Here is a 19,430-nt window from a genome sequence, read left to right on the forward strand (position 1 = left end):
GATCGCCATACGCGCCACGTCGGGCCGGGGGTCGTCCAGCAGGACCGCTGTGTGGTGGAGGCAGGTCTGCCGCCGGGCCTCGTCCGCGAGGTCCGGCGGGCGTGGAGGCGGACCTTGGACCTGGGGTGTTTCAGCAACTCACCGACCAGGGCCTTCAGATCCGAGTCCGGGTGCGGGTGCGTGTCCGGTCCCGTGCCCGGTCCCCGGTGCTCCTCGGCCAGACGGGTGAGAGCCCGGCGCGTCCGCCCCGGGTCGCCGGTCCGGGCCAGGGCCGGCAGTTCCTTCCGGGACGGAGGGCGTGGAGCGCCGGCCGCGCGGCTCGCGCGCGCTCGCGCGGCCCGTCCGACACGGCGGTGTCCCGGGGCCCGGCGTCCGGGCCCCGCAACGGGCCGTCGACGACGGCGGAGTCCGTCCTCAGGTCGTCACGGCCTTCGGCGCGCAGCCAGGCGGTCTTACCCCTGTCGGCAGTTCGGCCGTACGCCACGACGGCGGGCGCCGCCCGCCGAGGTGCGGCCGCGGGCGCTCGTACAGCCCCGCCGGAACGAGCGCCGCCTCCGGTGGCTCCGCCACGGACGCGGGCAGCGCCTCCGCGAACCGCGCCAAGTCCGCTTCGCCGGTGGTGGGTCCGTCTCCGGCCGCTCGGCCAGGAGCACCGGTCCCCGGTACCTCCGTCGGGGATCCTCGTGCGCGGCGAGGCGGCGTACCGCATCGTGCGGGGGTCCGTCCGCCGGTGTCGTCACGGTCGGACGGTACGGGGGGCAATCGCCGCACCACCGAGGAGCTTTCCCCCGCGTCACGCACCGGCCGGGGGCATGGTGCGGGCAGGACGGGACACCCGTACAGCCTCGGATCCCCTCCTCCAAGGACGCCGGCCATGCCGATCACATTCCGCAAGAGCTTCCGGATCCTCCCGGGGGTGCGGCTGAACATCAACCGTCACTCCTGGTCCCTCACCACGGGCGGCAGGAACGGCCCCCGGCACACCTTCAGCAGTACGGGCCGCCGCACCACCTCCATGGACCTGCCGGGTCCCTTCGGCTGGCGCAGGACCACGCGCAGGCGCTGAGCCGCGCCGCACGGGATGACTCAGCGCGTGGCGTCCCGGCCGGTCCTGGCCGCCCACAGGACGAGCGGGACTTGGAGCGGGAGCCGCCCCCAGGCCAGGGCCTTGAGCGGGGCGGGCTTGTGGCGCCAGTCGTACGCCATCTTCACGTTGGCCGGGAAGACGCCCGCGAAGAAGCACGCGGCGGCGACCGCGCTCGCCCGCCGGGTGCGGGGCAGTGCGATCCCCGCCGCCAGCACGAGTTCGGCGACGCCGCTCGCGTGCGTCCAGGCGCGGGGGCTTCCCGGCAGCGTCCGGGGCACGATCGCGTCGAACTGCCTGGGCGCCACGATGTGGGCGGCGCCGGCCGCCGCGAGAAGACCCACGAGCAGACGCGCGGAACGGTCGGTCGCGGTCAACCGGGGCCTCCAGGGCAGACGTGGCAGTTGCGGCAGACGTGCCGGTCGTGGCAGTCGTGGCAGTTCGGCAGGATGATTATTACCAGCCGGTACGCCGCATTGCCAGACACCGTGTCAGTAGCAGCCGGGGATCAGCTCCGCCGTCCGCGCCGGCCGGTCCTGCGGTATGTGGCTGGTGGGGCCGCCCGCGATCAGCAGGGCGGGTGAGGTGATGGAGGTCGCCGCCGCCTCGTTCAGCTGGAGCGGGCTCGCGGCGGCGTGCGCCCGGGCGGCCGCGTCCCAGCGTCCGTAGAGGAACGGACGGACCGAACCGGGTGCGTCGACGCCGCGCAGCCGGGCTTCGCCCGTCAGCGGCACCCCCGCCGTCCATGCGGTCGGTGTGACGAGCGCCAGGCGGCGGATACGGCCGGGGTCGGCGGCGGCGTACAGCATGGCGGGATTGCCCGCCGCCGAGTGCGCCGGCAGGTCCATCCGCTCCAGGCCCAGGTGTTCGCGCAGCGCCTCGGCATCGGCGACGAGCCGCTCGCAGCGGTACGTCGCCGGGTCGGCCGGGACCGCGGAGTCGCCGGTGCCGCGCAGGTCGAGGAGGACGAGCTGCCGGTGCGCGGAGAGGGCGCCCAGGTCGCCGAGGCAGGTGGAGGCGCGCATGGCGCCGCCGGGCAGGCGGACCAGCGGCTCCCCCTCCCCCACGAGGCGGTAGGCGAGCGTGGTCCCGTCGTACGCGCCGAATGTCCCCCTGCGCAAGATCATGACAACTGCCGGACGTCCCGGGCAACGCGTTCCCTTGACGTCCGACCGGGCTCCTGGATTACTGGCCCACGGAAGATCAACCGAATGATCGGTTGTCCGATCGGTGCGGGAGGGTCACCTATGACGGTTTCGCTGGACGCGGCGGAGCAGCTCGGCCGCGAGGAGCTCGGTGCGCTGCAGCTCGGGCGCCTGCGGACGACACTGCGCCACGCGTACGAGAACGTCCCGTTCTACCGGCAGGCGTTCGACAGGGCCGGACTCCGTCCCGAGGACTGCCGTTCGCTCGCCGATCTCGCCCGCTTCCCCTTCACGGTCAAGACCGACCTGCGCGACCACTACCCCTTCGGCATGTTCGCCGTTCCGGAGTCGGACATCCGCCGCATCCACGCGTCCAGCGGCACGACGGGCCGCCCGACGGTCGTCGGCTACACCGAGCGCGACCTGGACATGTGGGCCGACATGATGGCCCGCTCGATCCGCGCGGCCGGCGGCCGCCCCGGGCACAAGGTGCATGTGGCGTACGGATACGGCCTGTTCACCGGCGGCCTCGGCGCGCACTACGGGGCCGAGCGGCTCGGCTGCACCGTCATCCCCGCGTCGGGCGGGATGACCGCGCGCCAGGTGCAGCTGATCCAGGACTTCCGCCCCGAGGTCGTCATGGTGACGCCCTCCTACATGCTGACGCTGCTCGACGAGTTCGAGCGCCAGGGCGTGGATCCTCGTACGACATCCCTCGAAGTAGGCATCTTCGGCGCCGAACCGTGGACCGAGGAAATGCGGCGCGAGATCGAGGAACGGTTCGCGATCGACGCCGTCGACATATACGGGCTGTCGGAGGTCATCGGCCCCGGAGTGGCGCAGGAGTGCGTGGAGACCAAGGACGGCCTGCACATCTGGGAGGACCACTTCTATCCGGAGGTCGTCGACCCGATCACAGGCGAGGTGCTGCCGGACGGCGAGCAGGGCGAGCTGGTCTTCACCTCGCTCACCAAGGAGGCCATGCCGGTCGTCCGCTACCGCACGCGCGACCTGACGCGGCTGCTCCCGGGAACGGCGCGTCCGGGCTTCCGGCGGATGGAGAAGGTCACCGGCCGCAGCGACGACATGGTCGTCCTGCGCGGCGTGAACCTCTTCCCCACCCAGATCGAGGAGATCGTGCTGCGTACGCCCGGTGTCGCCCCGCACTTCCAGCTGCGGCTGACCCGCGAGGGCCGGATGGACCACCTGACCGTACGGGCGGAGGCGCGGGCGGAGGCCACCGGGGAGCAGCGGGCGGCCGCGTCGGCGTCGATCGCGGCCGCCGTGAAGGACGGCGTGGGGGTGTCGGTCGGGGTCGAGATCGTCGATCCCGGGACGCTGGAGCGGTCGGTGGGCAAGCTCAGGCGGATCGAGGATCTGCGGACGAAGCAGGCGAAGTAGACGAAGCAGGCGAGGTGGGCGAGGTGAACGCGCCGAATCGGTCGCGCAGTTCGCGCTTGAGGATCTTCCCGCTGGCGTTGCGCGGCAGTTCGTCCACGAACAGCACCCGTTTCGGGGCCTTGAAGTGGGCGAGCTTCTCGCGGGCGTGTGCGAGGAGTTCCGCTTCCGTCACCTCGCCGCGCGGTACGACGACGGCGGTGACGGCCTCGATCCAGCGCTCGTCGGGCAGTCCGACGACCGCCGCCTCCGCGACGCCCGGGTGGGTGTAGAGCACGTCCTCGACCTGCCGGGAGGCGACGAGCACGCCACCGGAGTTGATGACGTCCTTCACCCGGTCGACGATCGTGAAGTACCCCTCGCGGTCGCGCACCGCGAGGTCTCCGGAGCGGAACCATCCGTCGCGGAACGCCTCCCTGGTCTCGGCCGCCCTGTGCCAGTAGCCCTCGCACAGCTGCGGTGAGCGGTAGACGACCTCGCCCGCCGTCCCGTCGGGGACCTCGTCGCCGTTCTCGTCGACGACCTTCGCCTCGACGAAGAGCACGGGCCTGCCGCACGAGTCCATCCGCCCCTCGTGCTCGTCCGGCCCCAGGACGGTGGCCAGCGGGCCGATCTCGCTCTGGCCGAAGCAGTTGTAGAAGGCCAGACCGGGCAGCCGTTCGCGCAGCCGCTCCAGTACCGGTACGGGCATGACGGACGCGCCGTAGTACGCCTTGCGCAGTCCGCCCAGGTCACGGGTGGCGAAATCCGGGTGGTTCGACAGACCGATCCAGACCGTGGGCGGTGCGAAGAGGCTGTCCGCCCGCCCCGCCTCCACCAGATCGAAGACCGTCTTCGCGTCGGGCCCGTCGATGATGACGTTCTCCGCGCCGACCGCGAGGTACGGCAGCAGGAACACGTGCATCTGCGCGGAGTGGTAGAGCGGCAGCGAGTGGACCGGCCGGTCGCTCTCCTCGAGGTCCAGCGCGGTGATGGCGCTGACGTACTCGTGGACGAGTGCGCGGTGCGTCATCATCGCCCCCTTCGGGAGCGCCGTGGTGCCGGAGGTGTAGAGGAACTGCACGACGTCCCGGGCGTCCCGGTCAGGGGCGAACGGCCGTGGGGTGCCCAGCGCGGCGAGCAGCGAGCCCTCGGCGTCCCGCAGCGGGCGTACGGCGACGCCCGCGGGAACGCGGTGCGCGAGGCCGGGGTCGGCGAGGACCAGCGCGCTGCCCGAGTCCTCCAGGATGTACGCCAGGTCGTCACCGGTCAGATTCTGGTTGACCGGCACGTGGACGAGCCCGGCGCGTGCGCAGGCGAGGAAGGCGATCAGGTACACGTCCGAGTTGTGGCCGTAGGCCGCCACCCGGTCGCCGTCCTCCAGCCCGCGGGCGACCAGTTCGGCGGCGGCGGTGGACACCGCGGCGTCCAGCTCGGCGTAGGTCCAGGCCCGGTCGGCGTACCGCAGGGCGGTGCGCTCCGGGGTCCGCCGCGCGCTGCGGCGCACGATCCCGTCGACTGTGCTGCCGCGTACGTCTGTCGTCATGGCGTGATCCTGGGGCGCGGTGCCGGCGGGGTCAAGTGGCCGCAGGGCCGGATACCGACCGGGATGTTGACAGGGGTCCACCAAAGTGCCTGCATGGACCATCACTCGGCCGACCCCCTTGCTCCGCCGTCGCTCTGGGAGGCACGTTGCACTTCCGTACCCGCTTGAAACAGCTCACGCTCACCGGGATAGCCCTGGTCACCGCGGCGGCCGTGCTGCCGCCGGCCACCGCCGGGGCCGTCTCCGGGTCCACTGCCGGAACCACCTCCGGGACCGCCACCTCCGGGACCGCCGACGCCGGTTCCCGCGACCGGCATCCGTCGTCCGGCAAGCTGTCCGCTCTCATCCGCTACACGGAGTACGGCATTCCGCACATCGTGGCCAAGGACTACGCGAACCTCGGCTTCGGCACCGGCTGGGCCCAGGCCGCCGACCAGGTGTGCACGCTCGCCGACGGGTTCGTGACCGTGCGGGGCGAGCGTTCGCGTCACTTCGGACCGGACGCGGCGCCCGACTTCTCGCTGTCGTCCGCCACCAAGAACCTGTCCAGCGACCTGTACTTCGCCGGCGTACGGGACGCGGGTACGGTCGAGAAACTGCTGGCCACGCCCGCCCCCGCCGGCCCCAGCCGGCAGATCAAGGACTCGATGCGCGGCTGGGCCGCCGGGTACAACGCGTGGCTGGAGCAGAACCGCATCACCGATCCGGCCTGCAAGGACGCCGACTGGGTGCGCCCGGTGACACCGCTGGACGTCGCCAGGCGCGGGTTCGCGGTCTCCGTCCTGGGCGGCCAGGGCCGCGGCATCGACGGCATCACGGCGGCAGCGCCGCCGAGCGCCGGGCCCACGGGCGCCCCGCCCGTGAACACGGTCGATCCGGAGCGGGCGGCCGGTGCGGCGCGCGAGATGTTCGCTCCGCAGAACGCCGACATGGGGTCCAACGCCGTCGCGTTCAGCGGGAGGACCACCGCGAACGGGCGCGGGCTGCTGCTGGGCAATCCGCACTACCCCTGGCAGGGCGGCCGGCGCTTCTGGCAGTCGCAGCAGACCATCCCGGGCGAACTGAACGTCTCCGGCGGCTCGTTGCTGGGCACGACCGTCGTCAACATCGGCTTCAACGAGAAGGTGGCCTGGAGCCACACGGTCGCGACGGGCGTCACCCTCAACCTCCACCAGCTGACGCTGGATCCGGCCGACCCGACGGCGTACCTCGTGGACGGCGAGCGGGAGCGGATGACGAAGCGGACGGTGTCCGTGCCGGTCAAGGACGGGGCTCCGGTGACGCGGACCCAGTGGTGGACCCGGTACGGGCCGGTCGTCACCTCGCTCGGCGCCTCGCTGCCGCTGCCCTGGTCGGTGACGACGGCGTACGCCCTCAACGATCCGAACGCCGCCAATCTGCGGGGCTCCGACACCGCGCTCGGTTTCGCGAAGTCCCGCTCCACGCGCGACGTCCAGGAGACCCTGCGCCGTGTCCAGGGGCTCCCCTGGGTGAACACCGTCGCGGCGGACTCGGCCGGGCACTCCTTCTTCAGCCAGTCGCAGGTCCTGCCCCGGATCACCGACGACCTCGCACAGCGCTGTTCGACGCCGCTCGGTAAGGCGACGTACCCGGTGTCCGGGGTCGCCGTACTGGACGGCTCGCGCGGCGACTGCGCGCTCGGCTCGGACAAGGACGCGGTGCAGCCGGGGATCTTCGGCCCGTCGAAGATGCCGGTGCTCAAGGACGCGCCGTACGTCGAGAACTCCAACGACAGCGCCTGGCTGACCAACGCGGACCGGCCGCTGACCGGTTACGAGCGGGTCTTCGGCACCGTCGCGACGCCCCGTTCCCTGCGCACGCGCGGCGCGGTCGAGGACGTGTCGGCCATGGCGGAGAAGGGCCGGCTGACCGTCGGTGACCTGCAGCGGCAGCAGTTCGCGAACCGGGCGCCCGCGGGTGATCTGGCGGCGGCCGGCACGGTGAAGGCGTGCACGGCGCTCGCCGCGGTCCGGCCGGACCGGCCGGACCTCGAGGACGCGTGCGAGGTGCTGGGGCGGTGGGACAGGACGGTGAACAGCGACAGCAGGGGCGCGCTGCTCTTCGACCGGTTCTGGCGCAGGCTGGTGGCGTCCGTGCCGGCGGCCCAGCTGTGGAAGGTGCCGTTCTCCCCCACCGATCCGGTGCGTACGCCGCACACGCTCAACACGGCCGCACCCGGCTTCGCCACCGCCCTCACGGGCGCGGTGGAAGAGCTCGGGGCGGCGGGCATCGCGCTCGACGCGCCGCTGGGCGAGCACCAGTTCGTCGTACGCGGCGGCAAGCGCATCCCGATCCACGGTGGTACGGAGTCGCTCGGCATCTGGAACAAGATCGAGCCCGTGTGGAACGCGGCGGGCGGCGGCTACCCAGAGGTGACGGCCGGCTCCAGCCACATTCAGGCGGTGGGCTGGGACGGCGGCCGCTGCCCGGTGGCGCGCACCCTGCTGGCCTACGCGCAGTCGTCGAACCCGGCCTCGCCGCACTCCAGCGACCAGACCGAGCTGTACTCGGGCGGGCGCTGGGTGACGTCGCGGTTCTGCGAGAAGGACATCCTCAGGTCGCCGGAGCTGCGGGTGGAGCGCGTGCGCGAGCGCTGACCTCGGCGAACACACGGCGGCGGGCCCCCACCGGTGCGGTGGGGGCCCGTCGCGCGCGGGGCATCCGCCGACGCGCCGGTTGATCACTGTGCGGGGCGGGCACCTCGTCGTGCGGTCGTCGAGACGGTCCGTGAGCATGTCAGGTCCCAGTCGCCGGCGAGGCCGTTCTCGTACGCCGTCGGCGCCTCGGCGGACCTCTTGCGCCCGGCCGCGGTCAGCGGGGCGAGCGCGGCGCGCCGGGCGGCGGGCTCCCCGGCCCGGCCGGCCGTCGACCGAGGCCGGCGCGGACACCGGGCCGTCGCCGGGACGCCGGCGGACCTCGAAGCTCTGCTCGCCGGGGCGGCCGACGCCACGGGACCCGGCGAGAGCGCTCGGCCCGGGCCGGGCCGGAGCGGCTCGCGACCACCCTGGAGGATCACTTCGCCCACGAGGAGGCCGGGCTGCTGCCCGTCCTGCTCCCGGCGGAGGACCGGTCCCGCTGGTCCCGCCCGTACGCCCCGGACCGGCCCGGGGCTTCCCGGATCAGCCCGGAGCGAGCAGGGACTCGATCAGGGCGTCGACGGCGAGGCGTCGCGTTTCCTCGGTCGCCGGTACGGCCGCGAACGCGTGGGCGAGGAAGCGCTGGAGGCCGCGCCGGTCGAGTTCCACCACGGCCGCGCCCTCCGGCGCCGTCAGGCTCACCGTGACCCACCGCTCGTCGTGCGGCCCCACCTGCACATCGCCCACCCCGGCCCGCGTGTGCAGGCCCGCCGCCAGCAGACCGCGGGCGAAGGTCCAGGTCGCCGGGGCGTCGTTGCGGGACGCGTCGGCCGGGAAGGTCAGATGGACGGCCAGCGGATCGTCGCACGCGTATGTCAGAGAGACGGTGACGGTATACCGGACGCCGATACTCGACGCGCAGAGCCGGGCCGCGACCAAGTGAGTCATGCTGGCGAGCAAGGGACTCTCCTTCCCCTCATACCGGTGCCGACATGCACCGCTGTCCTTCCGGACACCTGCCCGGCCGAGTCCTCACGCGGCGCGCGGTCATATCACCTGTGTGGGTGACACGAAGGGGCTCCGCGGAGGTCAGCGGGCGCGGCCGGTCCGGTGCCCGCGTACCCGGAACCGCACGCTGAGCACCAGCCGTTCACGGCCCGCGGCGGTGCGGGCGGCCCGCAGCTGCTCCCCGGCGAGGCGTTCCAGTACCGCCGCGGGACGGGCTTCCGGCTCCAGCAGTACGGCCATGGCCAGCCGGGGGCGGGCGGCCCTTCCCGAGAGGCGTACACGCGCCCTGACCACTCCGGGGACCGCCTCGGCCTCGGTACGGACGGCGCGCACCAGTGTCCTCGTACGGAGGTGGAGCGCCGGGTGGGCAAGCGCGAGGCGACGCGGTCCGCGCCCGGGTCCCTGCGCCACGAGCCACCCGAACGAGGCCGCCGTGACCGCGCCGGCCAGCGCGATCACGGCGGGCGAACCCCAGTCGGGGACGGAAGGCCGGAGACCTTCTCCCGGCAGCGGCCACCACGGGGGGACCTCCCGGGCCGGGCCGGTGACGGCCAGCCAGGTCCCCGCTGCCAGCGCCGCCGCGCCCAGGAGCGCCAGCAGTGCGCGGTTGAGACCGTCACGCAACGGTCTTGTGCGGCGCGCCGGTTCCATGCCGCCCCCTCTCGTGTTCCTGATCGTGCCCGTGCCCGTGCCCGTCCTCGTGTCCGTGCCCGTCCTCGTGCGTTTCCGGCTGCTCTTCCTCCCCGACGGGTGCGGGTGCGCGCCAGTCGCGGTCGCGTACGGCCCCGACCCGTACCCGTTCGGGCCGTGCCGTGCCCAGGGCCGGGAGCGTCGCGCACAGCCGCTCGTGCACCGCCGTACGCACGGCGTCCGGATCCCCGAAGGCCACCGTGACGCGCGCGCGGACGCGGTGCGCGCGGCGCAGCCGTACGCGGGCCGCCGCCACGCCGGGTACGTCGAGTGCCGCGTCCCGCAGCAGCGTGCGGGCGCTGTCCCGGGCCAGGGCGGCCCGTACACCGGAAGCGGGCACGGCCATCGGCAGGCGGCGGGCGCCCGGGGTGAGCGCGAGCACGACCAGCCATGCTCCGAGGAGAGCCAGGCATGCTCCTGCCACCACCGGCCAGACGCTGCCGCCACCGCCGCTCCCGGCGTCCGCGAGCCGGTCCAGGACGCCGTCCTGGACGCGTGCGGCCGTACGGCCCCCGGTCGCCGCGATGTCGTACAGCAGTGCCCCGCCCGCCGCGGTCCCCGCCAGGGCGGCGAGCGCGGCGGGCAGCCGCCGGGCCGACCACTCCCGGCGGCCCGCGTCCGCAGGCGCCGCACCGGCCCCCTCGACGACGGCGGGTGCCGCTCCCGGCCGGAAGGGGGCGGGGTCCGGTCGCAGCCGGCTGACCGCCACCTCCGCCGTCGAGACGGTGAACCCGGTCAACTCGGCGGTACGGGAGGCCACATGCGCCTGTACCCGCGCCCCGAGTCCGGTGGAGTCCGCCGGATAGCGCAGACCGATGCCCAGCGAGACGCGGACGGAACTCCCGCGCCTCGTGACGGCGGCGTGCTCCGCGTTCCCGTCCTGTCCGAGGCTTTCCCCGGCGGCGCGCGACACGACGCGGCGCAGCGCCCGGTCGGTGATCACCGTCGTACCGCGGTCGGCGGCCCGTCCGCCCGGCTCGGCCGGCACCATCAGCGCCTCCGCTCTGCGACGCCGTCCAGGAACCGCCGCAGGTCCGGGCCGCCGGCGCCCCCGTCGAGGGCCCGGCCGGCCGCGAACCCCGCGCCGCCGAGCGCCCCGACCAGCAGGAACGCGCCGAACCCGCCGAACCACGCGGCGAAGGCGAGCGCCATGCCCGCCACCAGTCCCAGCTGTGCTGCGCTCATCGCCGCGAAACCCTTCACTCCACGCGGGATTCGGTGTTCGAGCCGCCCTCGTCGGACTCGTCGGGCAGGTGCACGTCGTCGACGGAGATGTTCACCTCGACGACTTCCAGACCCGTGGTCCGCTCGACGGCGGAGATCACGTTCTCCCGTACGTCCCGCGCCACGTCCATGATCGGTACGCCGTACTCGACGACCAGGTCGATGTCGATCGCCGTCTGGCGCTCGCCGACCTCGACCTTGACCCCGCGCCCCACGTTGGGCCGCCCGCCCGGCACCCGGTCGCGTACGGCGCCGAAGGTGCGCGACAGGCCGCCCCCCATGTCGTGCACGCCCGGGATCTCGCGCGCCGCCATGCCCGCGATCTTCACCACCACGACATCGGCGATCGACGTCTTGCCGCGGGTCCCGGCGGGCTCGGCGGGGCCGGTCGCCCCGGCGCCCACGGTCGTGGTGTGCCCCGCGTCCGGTCCCTTGCGTGCGGTGGAGGCGTTCGGCGATCCGGCGGACACTGTGTTCGACGTCATCGGATTTCCCCTCGGAGTTTCGGAGTTCTCAGTACATGTGCCCTGTCACTTCGTTGGACACCGGGCCCGGTGAAGTGTCACGCGGATCCCAACCCTCTTTTCCGCCGGGCCGTCACGGCGGGGGCGTGACACCTTCGCCATGACACGTTCGCCGTGACACATCCACCGCGGCCGTGTCCAAGTAGCAGACGCACAGGTGTAAGGCAGGAACGAGAGGAGCCGCCGAGTGCCCGGGGACGGGGATGAACCGCCGCAGCGTACGCAGGACCCGTCGGAGTCCGACGAGGACGCGCTGCTGGCCGTGCGGGCCCGCGAGGGCGACGAGGAGGCGTTCGAGGTCCTCGTCCGCCGCCACGGGCCGCCGCTCCTGCAACTCGGCCTCCGTATGCTCGGCGACAGGACCGAAGCGGAGGATGCCGTGCAGGACGCTTTCGTCAGCGCCTGGCGCAGGCTGCCGGAGTACCGGGGCGAGGCCGCCTTCCGTACCTGGATGTACCGGATCGTCACCAACCGCTGTCTGAATCTGCTGCGCGCCCGCAGGCCGGTGACCGACCTGGACGCCGTCCCCGAGCCGGCCGCGCCCGAGCACACCGGGTCCCCGGCGCGCGCCGCCGAGGCCGGAGCGGCCCTCAAGGAGCTGTCCGCGGCGCTGGGCCGGCTCTCGCCGGAGCAGCGGGCCTGCTGGGTCCTGCGCGAACTGCACGGACTGCCGTACGAGGAGATCGCGGACGCCGTCGGGATCAGCCACCAGGCGGTCCGCGGCCGGATCTTCCGGGCGCGGCGCTCCCTGACGGAGGTGATGAGCGCATGGCGCTGAACGCACAACCGGCGGGCGGTCCCGATCCCGCGGACGACGAACTGCTGCTGTGCGGACGCTCCCTTGCCGACGTCTGGGACGCCCGCCTCGCCGAGGAGGACCAGGCGGGCCAGGAGGGTCAGGAGGACCACCGGGACGACTGCCCGCACTGCGCCGCCGCGCTCGACGAACTGCGGGTACTGGACGAATTCGTCAGCCGGGCCCGCGCCACGCAGGACACGGAGTCCGACCAGCCGGACGCCGAAGCGGTGACGGCCCGCGTGATGGACATCGTGCGCCTGGAACTGCGGCCCGGCCGCACGCTGCCCCTCGGTGGGCCGGACGAGGACAGCTGGGTCTTCGAGGCCGCCGCGGCGAAGGCGCTGCGGGCGGCCGCCGACGCACTGCCCGGGGTACGCACGGGAAGTTGCCGCATCGCCCCGGTGGGCCACGCGGCGCGGGTGGAGATCGAGGTGGCGGTGGCCCTGTCCTGGACCCTGCCGGAGGCTTGCGACGCGGTACGCGCACGGGTCGCCGCGGCTGCCGGAGAGGTACTGGGCATGCCGGTGCGGACCATCGACGTCCGGGTGATCGACATCCTCGACGAGCGGGACGGGAGCGGCCGATGACGGCGCGGGCCGGCAGGACGCGGCTGGAGCGGGCGGCCGCCGAGGCGGCCCTCGCGGTGCCGGGCGTGGCCTTCCTGCGTCCCGGGATCGCCGATGTCCTGCGCGGCGCGACGGGGCAGCGGCCGGGGGGCTCCGGTGGCGTGCGGGCCAGGGCGGCGGAGGGCTCGGGCGGGTGGCGGATCGACGTACAGCTCGCGGTCCTGCGCGGTCACCGGGCGGTGGACGTGACGCGCGCGGTCCGTGCGGCGGTCGAGGCGGCGGCCGCGGAGACGGCCGCAGGGGCGGCCGCGGCGGGCGGACGCCCCGTCAGGGCCGCTGTGACGGTGACCGTGACGGGCATCGTGTGAGTGCGGGGACGGTTGACAGCACCCTCCGCCTGCAAGAAAGTTTCGCTTGTTGAGCGCGTGGCGGAAGTTACTTTCACAAGGGGTGGCTCGTGACCGACGGTGCGACGGACAGAGGGATCAGCCGGCGCAGGCTGGGCGTCGGCATCATGGCGCTGGGCGGCGCCCTGGTGCTCGCGCCGCCGGCCGCCGGGCGGGCGGTGGCAACGGCGGCGGCGAAGGAAGCCGGCGCGGACGGCGGGCGGCCCACGCTGCGGCGTGGTTCGCCCGAGCGCGCCGGGCTGCTCCCCGACCCCCTGAAGCAGCTCGTCACCGACGCGGAGCGCTACCTCGGCCCCTCCCCCAAGCACCCCTGGTACGCGGGCGCGGTCCTGCTCGCCGGGCGGGGCGGCACGGTGGCGCTGCATCAGGCGATCGGCTCGGCGGTGCGCTACTCGGCGTACGACGAGAAGACCGACACGGCGGTGGAGTTCCCGGCGGACCAGCGGATCGCGATGGCCGAGGACACGGTCTTCGACCTGGCGTCGGTCTCGAAGCTCTTCACCTCCATGCTCGCCGTGCAGCAGATCGAGCGGGGCGCGCTGGAGCTGGAGGAGAGGGTCGCCGCATACCTCCCGCAGTTCGGGGGCGCGGGGAAACAGGACATGACGGTGCGCCAGCTGCTCACGCACACGTCCGGGTTCCGTGCGTGGATTCCGCTCTACAAGGAGCCGACGCGGGAGGGGAAGCTGCGGCTTCTGTGGAACGAGGCGCCGGCCAGTGCGCCGGGGACCAGGTACCTCTACTCGGACCTGAACCTGATCTCGTTGCAGCTGGTCCTCGAAGCGATCACCGGTCGCACTCTGGACGCCCTGCTCCACGACGAGATCACCGCTCCGCTCGGGATGCACCGCACCCGTTTCAATCCGCCCGCCTCCTGGAAGCCGAAGATCGCCGCCACCGAGGACGCCCGGCTGCCCTGGTCCGGTCTCGACCGGGGTCTGGTGTGGGGCGAGGTGCACGACGAGAACGCGTACGGCTTCGGCGGTGTCGCGGGACACGCCGGGGTGTTCTCCACCGCCTGGGACCTGGCGGTCCTCGCCCGTACGCTCCTCAACGGCGGCGCGTACGGGCGGGCGCGGATCCTGGAGCCCGAGTCGGTGGAGCTGATGTTCACCGACTTCAACACCGCCTTCCCCGGCGACGAGCACGGCCTCGGCTTCGAGCTCCACCAGCACTGGTACATGGGTGCGATGGCCACTCCGAAGACCGCCGGCCACACCGGGTTCACCGGCACCAGCCTGGTCCTCGACCCGTCGGCCGACTCCTTCCTCGTCGTACTCGGCAACTCCGTCCACCCCGTGCGCAACTGGCGCTCCGGCAGCGCCCCGCGGGTGGCCGCGGCCAACAACCTGGCCCGCGCCGTCGCCGTACGCCCGGCCCACGGCCGCACCGCCTGGTTCTCCGGCATGGCCTCCGCCGCCACGGCCACGCTCACCCTGCCCGCCCTCCCCCTCGCCTCGGACCGCCCCCGCCTGCGCTGTTCGCTGTGGTGGGACACCGAACCCGGGTCCGACCGGCTCTTCCTCGAAGCCTCGGCGGACGGGGGCGCCACCTGGCAGGCGGTGCCGTTCACGACCGTACGCGAGGGCCGGGAGCCGCAGACGCACCCGGCGGGCGCGGTCACCGGCTGGTCGGGGCGCGTCTGGCACCGGCTGAGCGCGGACCTCGCGGCCTGGCGCGGCAAGGAGGTGCGGCTGCGCTGGCGGTACCGGACCGACACGCTGTACGTCGGGCGGGGCGCGTACGTCGACGGGCTGCGGGTCGACGACGGCCGCCGCGTCCTCTTCGACGAGGCCAGGCCCGCGGACGCCGCCCGCGTCGAGGCGACGGGCTGGACGGCCTCCGAGGACTGACCGGAAGCCGCCGGGCCGGATGCGGCCGGCCTCAGGTCGGCGCCCGCGCGCGGCCGTCGCCGCGTTGCGGCCGCCGGCTCCGCCGCCGCGTACGGCTCCCGCGCCGCACAGCAGGACGTTCGCGTGCGCCGTCCCGACGCCCCACCGGCCCGTCCCGGCGGACTCGTCGGCGTACGGGAAGGAGAGCGCGCGGTGGAAGATGCGGCCACCGGGCAGCCGCAGTTCCCGGACGCGGCGATCCGGTGGCCTGGCGAATCAGTGGCCTGGCGACTCAGTGGCTCCGCGCTCCGCCCGTCGGCGCAGATCGGCCACCCGCCGGTACAGCTCGACGGCCTCCGCGCCGCGCCCGAGCTGCTCCAGGCAGTGCGCCTCGTCGTGGCGGCCGGCCAGGGCGTCGGGGTGGTCGGCGCCGAGGACGCGTTCGCGGGCCTCGGCGACCTGCCGGTAGACGTCGAGCGCGTCGGCCCAGCGGCCCAGCCAGCCGAGGCCGACGGCGACCTCGCGGCGGCTGACGAGCGTATCGGGGTGGTCGGGGCCCAGGACGCGTTCGCGGATCGCGCAGACGTCGCGGGCCTCGGCCAGGGCCTCCTCCCAGCGGGCGAGGCGGCCGAGGTTGACGCCGAGGCCGTGCCGGGCGCGCAACGTCTCGGGATCGGCGGGGCCCTGCACCCGGGTGCGGTCGTCGACCAGGTCCCGGTAGAGCTCCAGGGCCTCCGCGCTGCGGCCGAGCCGCCCGAGGCTGATGCCGATCTCGTAGCGGGCGGCGAGGGTGTCGGGGTGGTCGGCGCCGAGCGTCTGCGCGCGGGCCCGGGCGACCTCCCGGTATGTCTGGAGGGCCTCCGTCCAGCGCCCCAGCCGGCCGAGTGCGTACGCGACCTCGTACCGCGTGACGAGCGTGTCCGGGTGCGTCGCGCCGAGCACCCTGGTGCGGGCCGTGGCCACTTCGTGCGCCATGCGGTACGAGTCCTCCAGGCGCCCCAGCCTGCTGAGGTTGAACGCCAGGTTGTGCCGGCAGCGCAGCGTGTCGGGGTGCTCGGGCCCCATGGTGCGTTCCCGGGAGGCGAGCACGTCCGCGTACACCTGGTGTGCCTCGTCGTGGCGGCCGAGCTGGCCCAGTACGTACGCCGTCTCCTGCCGCGCGGCGAGCGTCTCGGGGTGGTCGGGGCCCATGGTGCGCTCGCGGCCCTCGGCCACGCGGCCGAACTCGCGCAGGGCTTCGGCGGCGCGCCCGGTCCTGCTGAGGGTGAAGCCGACCTCGTAGTGGCTGGCGAGGGTGTCGGGGTGATCCGGGCCCAGGGCGCGTTCGCGCTCGGCGGCGACCGCGCGGTGCACCTCGCCCGCTTCGTTCCAGCGGCCGAGGCGGCCGAGGCTGAGGCCCGCGTCGTGCCTGCTGGTGAGTACGGCCAGTACCCCGGGCGAGGCAGTGTGCCGCTCCGGCCGGGCCGCGGCCGGGGCGGCGGGCACGGCCCGCGGGCCCACGCCGGTGGTCCACTCCCCCGTCAGGCCCGCGGAGTGGTCGGGCGGGGTGGACGCGAGGGCCCATGTGCCGCTCGCCTTGTGGCCGGTCGTCATGCCGCGGGTCCAGGAGGGCAGGCGGGGGGCGCGCGACGGCGGCTGTTCGGGGCGCCCGGCCGGCGGGCGCAGGACGGGCGAGGACACGGGCGCGGGCGCGGGCAACGGCACCGGCACCGGCACGGCGACGGAGCCCGACGCGCGTGCCGCGGTCAGGCGGTGCGCCAGGTCCTTGGCGTCGGCGGGCCGTTCCCCGGGCGTCTTGGCGAGCAGGTCGAGGACGACGCGGTCGAAGAACTCGGGAAGTTCGGGGCGGTGGACGCGCGGTGGCTGGGGCTGCGTGTCGCGGTGTCCGACGAGGACCGCCCAGGCGTCGTCGAGGTCGAACGGCGGAACGCCGGTGGCGATCTCGTACAGCACACACCCCAGCGAGTAGAGGTCGCTGCGGTGGTCGACGTGGTCGCCGCCGATCTGCTCGGGCGACATGTAGTGCGGGGTGCCCATCGCTATCCCGGTGCCGGTGAGCCGGGAGCTGAAGCCGATGTCGTGGCCCAGGCGCGCTATGCCGAAGTCGCATATCTTCACCGTGCCGTCGGTGAGCCGCATGATGTTCGCGGGCTTCAGGTCCCGGTGGACGATGCCCTGGTCGTGCGTGTAGGCCAGGGCCCAGGCGACCTGCTCGGCGATGTCGACGACATCGGCGACGTCGAGCGGACGCGCTTTGTTGTCCTCCAGGAGCTGGCTGAGGTTGCGCCCTTCGAGCAGTTCCATCACGAGGTAGAGAACGCCGTCGTGCTCACCGAAGTCGTGGACGACGGTGACACCGCGGTGCTGGAGGGCGGCGGCCACGCGCGCCTCCCTGCGGAAGCGTTCGCGCAGCACCCTCGTGAAGGACTCGTCGTGCTGAGGCCCCACCGGTTTGAGGCACTTGACGGCGACCCGGCGGCCCAGCGACTCGTCGCGGGCCCGCCACACCTCGCCCATGCCCCCGCGCCCGATCAGGTCGAGCAGCCGGTACCGGCCCTGGATCAGCCTGGTGTCCGCCATCTCGTGCTGTCGCCCCCGTCATTTCGCTGCGCCCTCCCCGGACCGCCCAGTATGGCCGCCTGTCTGCGGAGTTTGTACGGGGCGGGGCGCGCGTCGGGGCCGAGACGCTCCACCGCCCTCGGAATGTGCTGGGGCGGCAGTTGCCACCGCACACGGGAGGGGACGCAGCGCAGGGCGGTTCCGGTCATGGCGAGCCTGCGGGTCACGGCCTGCGGTGCGGCGGCGGGGCGGCCGTACAGCTCGTGGGCGTAGGGAGGCAGTGAGGCGTAAGCGAGGGCGGCCACGCGCCGCCACAGCAGTGCGCGCGCCGGTACGAGCAGCGGATGCACCGGGGGGCTGCGGAGGAAGTCGTCGACTGCGCGCGCTTCGGGCCCGGCGGCGAGCTCCGGCCCCACCCGCTCGAAGTAGGCGGCGAGTCCGGCCGTGGACGCCGGGACCCGGGCCGGGTCGAGGCCGACCAGGCGGGCGCTTTCGCGCTGTTCGTCGAGGTACTGGTCGGCCTGGGCGTCGTCGATCCGGAGGCCCGAGCGGCGCGCGACGTCCAGGTACGAGCCGACCTCGGCGCAGTGCACCCACAGCAGCAGCTCCGGCTCGTCGACGCCGTAGCGCTCACCGGTGGCCGGGTCGGTGGCGCCGAGCATGCTGTGGATCCTGCGGACGCGGGCACCGGCCCGCTCGGCGGCCTCCGTGGTGCCGTAGGTGAGGGCGCCGACGAAGGAGGCGGTGCGCATCAGCCGGCCCCAGGCGTCCTTGCGGAAGTCGCTGTTCTGCAGGACGCCTCGGACGGCGCGCGGATGCAGTGCCTGGAGGTAGAGCGCGCGGAGGCCCGCTATCCACATCACCGGGTCGCTGTGCATCTGCCAGGTGACGGATTCGGGCCCGAAGAGGCCCGGGTCGGCGTCGCGCATGTCCCCACCTCCTGCCGGTACGGCCAGGCTAACCGCGGCGGCCGGCCGACGGGAGGGGCCGGTGTGTCCTCACCACGCCTGTCAGTGATTCCTGCGCCGAAGAAGCGGGCCGGGCTGAATCCGCTCCGTGGCGCGCGGGCCGCTGGCGAGATCCTTCCACGGGGACAGGTGCTGAGGGGCCGAGAACGTGGTTGACCGGTCTGGACGACCACGTGCTCAGGGAACTACTGCTGGTTCCTGGGCTGTTGTCCTCCATGCCGGGGATCGGGACACCGGCGAAGGGCGCCTCCCCCGGATCGGCGCCGTGGGCTGCTGGGTGTCCGGGCCTGGCTGAGCCGCGCACCCGCCCGGGGTCTCGGCGACCGTGCTCCGGGGCTCCCGCAACCGCCCGGCGCACCGCACCGCCCTCGAGGAAGCCCGCCTGCAGCTCCTCGTTACCGAGCTGTGCACCTGATGCCGTGACACGCCGCAGCACACGATGCGCGTCCGGGGGAGGCGCTTCAGGAATCCGGCGGAGTCTCACGCACTCCTTCCTCCTTCCCCTTCGCGTCCTCCCGCTCGCCCCGCTCGTCCGCCAGCAGTTCGCACATCGTCCCGGCCGCCTCGACCGACGCCTCGGCGCAGCAGTTGTTGAAGAGCACGTGGACCTGTTCCGTACGTTCCGCGAGCGCGCGGATGCGCGGGAGCCAGCCCCTGAGTTCCTCATGGGTGTAGCGGTGCCGGTAGCGGTCCTCCTTGCTGCCGGTACCCCACTGCGGGCTGCGCCCGTGGAACCGTACGACCGAGAGCGCGGGCTCCGTCGCCTCCGCGACGGGCGGCACCGACTCGGGCAGCCCCTGGGGCGTGTCGACGGCCACCAGGGGGATGCCCTTGCTCCGCAGGAAGCCGGCCGTCTCATCGATGCGGTCCGGGGCGAGCCACCCGGGGTGCCTGAACTCCACGGCGATCGGGGTCCCGGCCCGCTCCCCGCACTCCTCGATGTACGCCCGCGCGCGGGCGCCGGGAGCGAACCAGGGGGAGAACTGGAACAGCACGGTGCCCAGCCGGCCGGCGTCGCGCAGGGGCGTCGGTGATGACCGGCGGCCGGCCGCCGTGCTTGCCCTTGCGGGCCGCGGTGTCGAGCCCCTCCAGGGTCGACTCGCG

18 protein-coding genes and 1 pseudogene are annotated in these 19,430 nt (G+C 73.8%); 7 read left to right on the plus strand and 12 right to left on the minus strand.

Features of this window, described 5'->3' with window-relative positions; translation table 11 throughout:
- The first annotated feature begins 874 nt into the window (after positions 1 to 874).
- A complete protein-coding gene (locus ACWDZ4_RS31875; RefSeq protein ID WP_451511864.1) occupies positions 875 to 1,066 on the plus strand; it encodes a DUF4236 domain-containing protein in 192 nt (63 codons plus the stop codon).
- 20 nt (positions 1,067 to 1,086) lie between these two features.
- Here the strand turns inward: ACWDZ4_RS31875 and ACWDZ4_RS31880 are convergent, their stop codons facing one another.
- Positions 1,087 to 1,461: a DoxX family protein gene (locus ACWDZ4_RS31880; protein WP_451511865.1), complete on the minus strand. Its 375-nt coding sequence runs from the start codon at positions 1,459 to 1,461 to the stop codon at positions 1,087 to 1,089.
- 114 nt (positions 1,462 to 1,575) lie between these two features.
- Positions 1,576 to 2,211 (minus strand): alpha/beta fold hydrolase, encoded by a 636-nt coding sequence (locus ACWDZ4_RS31885; RefSeq protein ID WP_451511866.1) that lies wholly within the window; start codon positions 2,209 to 2,211, stop codon positions 1,576 to 1,578.
- A gap of 120 nt (positions 2,212 to 2,331) precedes the next feature.
- Here ACWDZ4_RS31885 and paaK point away from each other — a divergent pair, with 120 nt between their 5' ends.
- On the plus strand, positions 2,332 to 3,630 hold the full coding sequence (gene paaK / locus ACWDZ4_RS31890; protein ID WP_451511867.1) for a phenylacetate--CoA ligase PaaK: 1,299 nt from the start codon (positions 2,332 to 2,334) through the stop codon (positions 3,628 to 3,630).
- On the opposite strand, the gene ACWDZ4_RS31895 is transcribed toward paaK, so the two are convergent.
- A complete protein-coding gene (locus ACWDZ4_RS31895) occupies positions 3,590 to 5,152 on the minus strand; it encodes an acyl-CoA synthetase (RefSeq protein ID WP_451511868.1) in 1,563 nt (520 codons plus the stop codon). The two genes, paaK and ACWDZ4_RS31895, sit on opposite strands and share 41 nt — an antisense overlap.
- 146 nt (positions 5,153 to 5,298) lie before the next feature.
- On the opposite strand from ACWDZ4_RS31895, the gene ACWDZ4_RS31900 reads away from it, so the two are divergent.
- Positions 5,299 to 7,770 carry a penicillin acylase family protein gene (locus ACWDZ4_RS31900; RefSeq protein WP_451511869.1) on the plus strand — a complete coding sequence of 824 codons (2,472 nt, stop codon included), beginning with the start codon at positions 5,299 to 5,301 and terminating at the stop codon, positions 7,768 to 7,770.
- 522 nt (positions 7,771 to 8,292) lie between these two features.
- On the opposite strand, the gene ACWDZ4_RS31905 is transcribed toward ACWDZ4_RS31900, so the two are convergent.
- The 5 genes from ACWDZ4_RS31905 to ACWDZ4_RS31925 form a co-directional block, all read right to left on the minus strand.
- Entirely contained in the window at positions 8,293 to 8,709 is a 417-nt protein-coding gene (locus ACWDZ4_RS31905) for an SsgA family sporulation/cell division regulator (protein WP_451511870.1), read from the minus strand.
- A 129-nt stretch (positions 8,710 to 8,838) separates the two neighbouring features.
- Positions 8,839 to 9,408 (minus strand): hypothetical protein, encoded by a 570-nt coding sequence (locus tag ACWDZ4_RS31910; protein ID WP_451511871.1) that lies wholly within the window; start codon positions 9,406 to 9,408, stop codon positions 8,839 to 8,841.
- Positions 9,374 to 10,438 carry a DUF6286 domain-containing protein gene (locus tag ACWDZ4_RS31915; protein WP_451511872.1) on the minus strand — a complete coding sequence of 355 codons (1,065 nt, stop codon included), beginning with the start codon at positions 10,436 to 10,438 and terminating at the stop codon, positions 9,374 to 9,376. Before ACWDZ4_RS31915 ends, ACWDZ4_RS31910 begins: the two co-directional genes overlap by 35 nt.
- Positions 10,438 to 10,632 (minus strand): hypothetical protein, encoded by a 195-nt coding sequence (locus ACWDZ4_RS31920; protein ID WP_451511873.1) that lies wholly within the window; start codon positions 10,630 to 10,632, stop codon positions 10,438 to 10,440. The genes ACWDZ4_RS31915 and ACWDZ4_RS31920 overlap by 1 nt, the downstream gene beginning before the upstream one ends.
- 14 nt (positions 10,633 to 10,646) lie before the next feature.
- A complete protein-coding gene (locus ACWDZ4_RS31925) occupies positions 10,647 to 11,156 on the minus strand; it encodes an Asp23/Gls24 family envelope stress response protein (RefSeq protein WP_451511874.1) in 510 nt (169 codons plus the stop codon).
- A 226-nt stretch (positions 11,157 to 11,382) separates the two neighbouring features.
- On the opposite strand from ACWDZ4_RS31925, the gene ACWDZ4_RS31930 reads away from it, so the two are divergent.
- The 4 genes from ACWDZ4_RS31930 to ACWDZ4_RS31945 all read left to right on the plus strand — a co-directional run bounded on the left by ACWDZ4_RS31930 (position 11,383) and on the right by ACWDZ4_RS31945 (position 14,820).
- Positions 11,383 to 11,973, plus strand: a complete 591-nt coding sequence (locus tag ACWDZ4_RS31930; RefSeq protein WP_451511875.1) for an RNA polymerase sigma factor — start codon at positions 11,383 to 11,385, stop codon at positions 11,971 to 11,973.
- Positions 11,964 to 12,581, plus strand: coding sequence for a hypothetical protein (locus tag ACWDZ4_RS31935; RefSeq protein ID WP_451511876.1), 618 nt, complete (start codon positions 11,964 to 11,966; stop codon positions 12,579 to 12,581). Before ACWDZ4_RS31930 ends, ACWDZ4_RS31935 begins: the two co-directional genes overlap by 10 nt.
- The gene (locus ACWDZ4_RS31940; RefSeq protein ID WP_451511877.1) at positions 12,578 to 12,928 is read left to right on the plus strand and encodes an Asp23/Gls24 family envelope stress response protein; all 351 of its coding nucleotides are present in this window, start codon (positions 12,578 to 12,580) and stop codon (positions 12,926 to 12,928) included. Before ACWDZ4_RS31935 ends, ACWDZ4_RS31940 begins: the two co-directional genes overlap by 4 nt.
- A gap of 146 nt (positions 12,929 to 13,074) precedes the next feature.
- Entirely contained in the window at positions 13,075 to 14,820 is a 1,746-nt protein-coding gene (locus ACWDZ4_RS31945) for a serine hydrolase (RefSeq protein WP_451511881.1), read from the plus strand.
- 39 nt (positions 14,821 to 14,859) lie between these two features.
- Here ACWDZ4_RS31945 and ACWDZ4_RS31950 read toward each other — a convergent pair.
- The 4 genes and pseudogenes from ACWDZ4_RS31950 to ACWDZ4_RS31965 all read right to left on the minus strand — a co-directional run.
- Positions 14,860 to 15,054: pseudogene (locus ACWDZ4_RS31950) on the minus strand (FAD-dependent oxidoreductase); the annotation flags it as partial.
- Positions 15,055 to 15,075: 21 nt separating this feature from the next.
- Entirely contained in the window at positions 15,076 to 17,379 is a 2,304-nt protein-coding gene (locus ACWDZ4_RS31955) for a tetratricopeptide repeat protein (protein ID WP_451511878.1), read from the minus strand.
- Positions 17,361 to 18,287 carry an oxygenase MpaB family protein gene (locus ACWDZ4_RS31960; protein WP_451511879.1) on the minus strand — a complete coding sequence of 309 codons (927 nt, stop codon included), beginning with the start codon at positions 18,285 to 18,287 and terminating at the stop codon, positions 17,361 to 17,363. The genes ACWDZ4_RS31955 and ACWDZ4_RS31960 overlap by 19 nt, the downstream gene beginning before the upstream one ends.
- A 500-nt stretch (positions 18,288 to 18,787) precedes the next feature.
- A partial coding sequence (locus ACWDZ4_RS31965) for a DUF72 domain-containing protein (RefSeq protein WP_451511880.1) occupies positions 18,788 to 19,430 on the minus strand: 643 nt, incomplete at its 5' end.

Source organism: Streptomyces sp. NPDC003016, assembly GCF_053591455.1.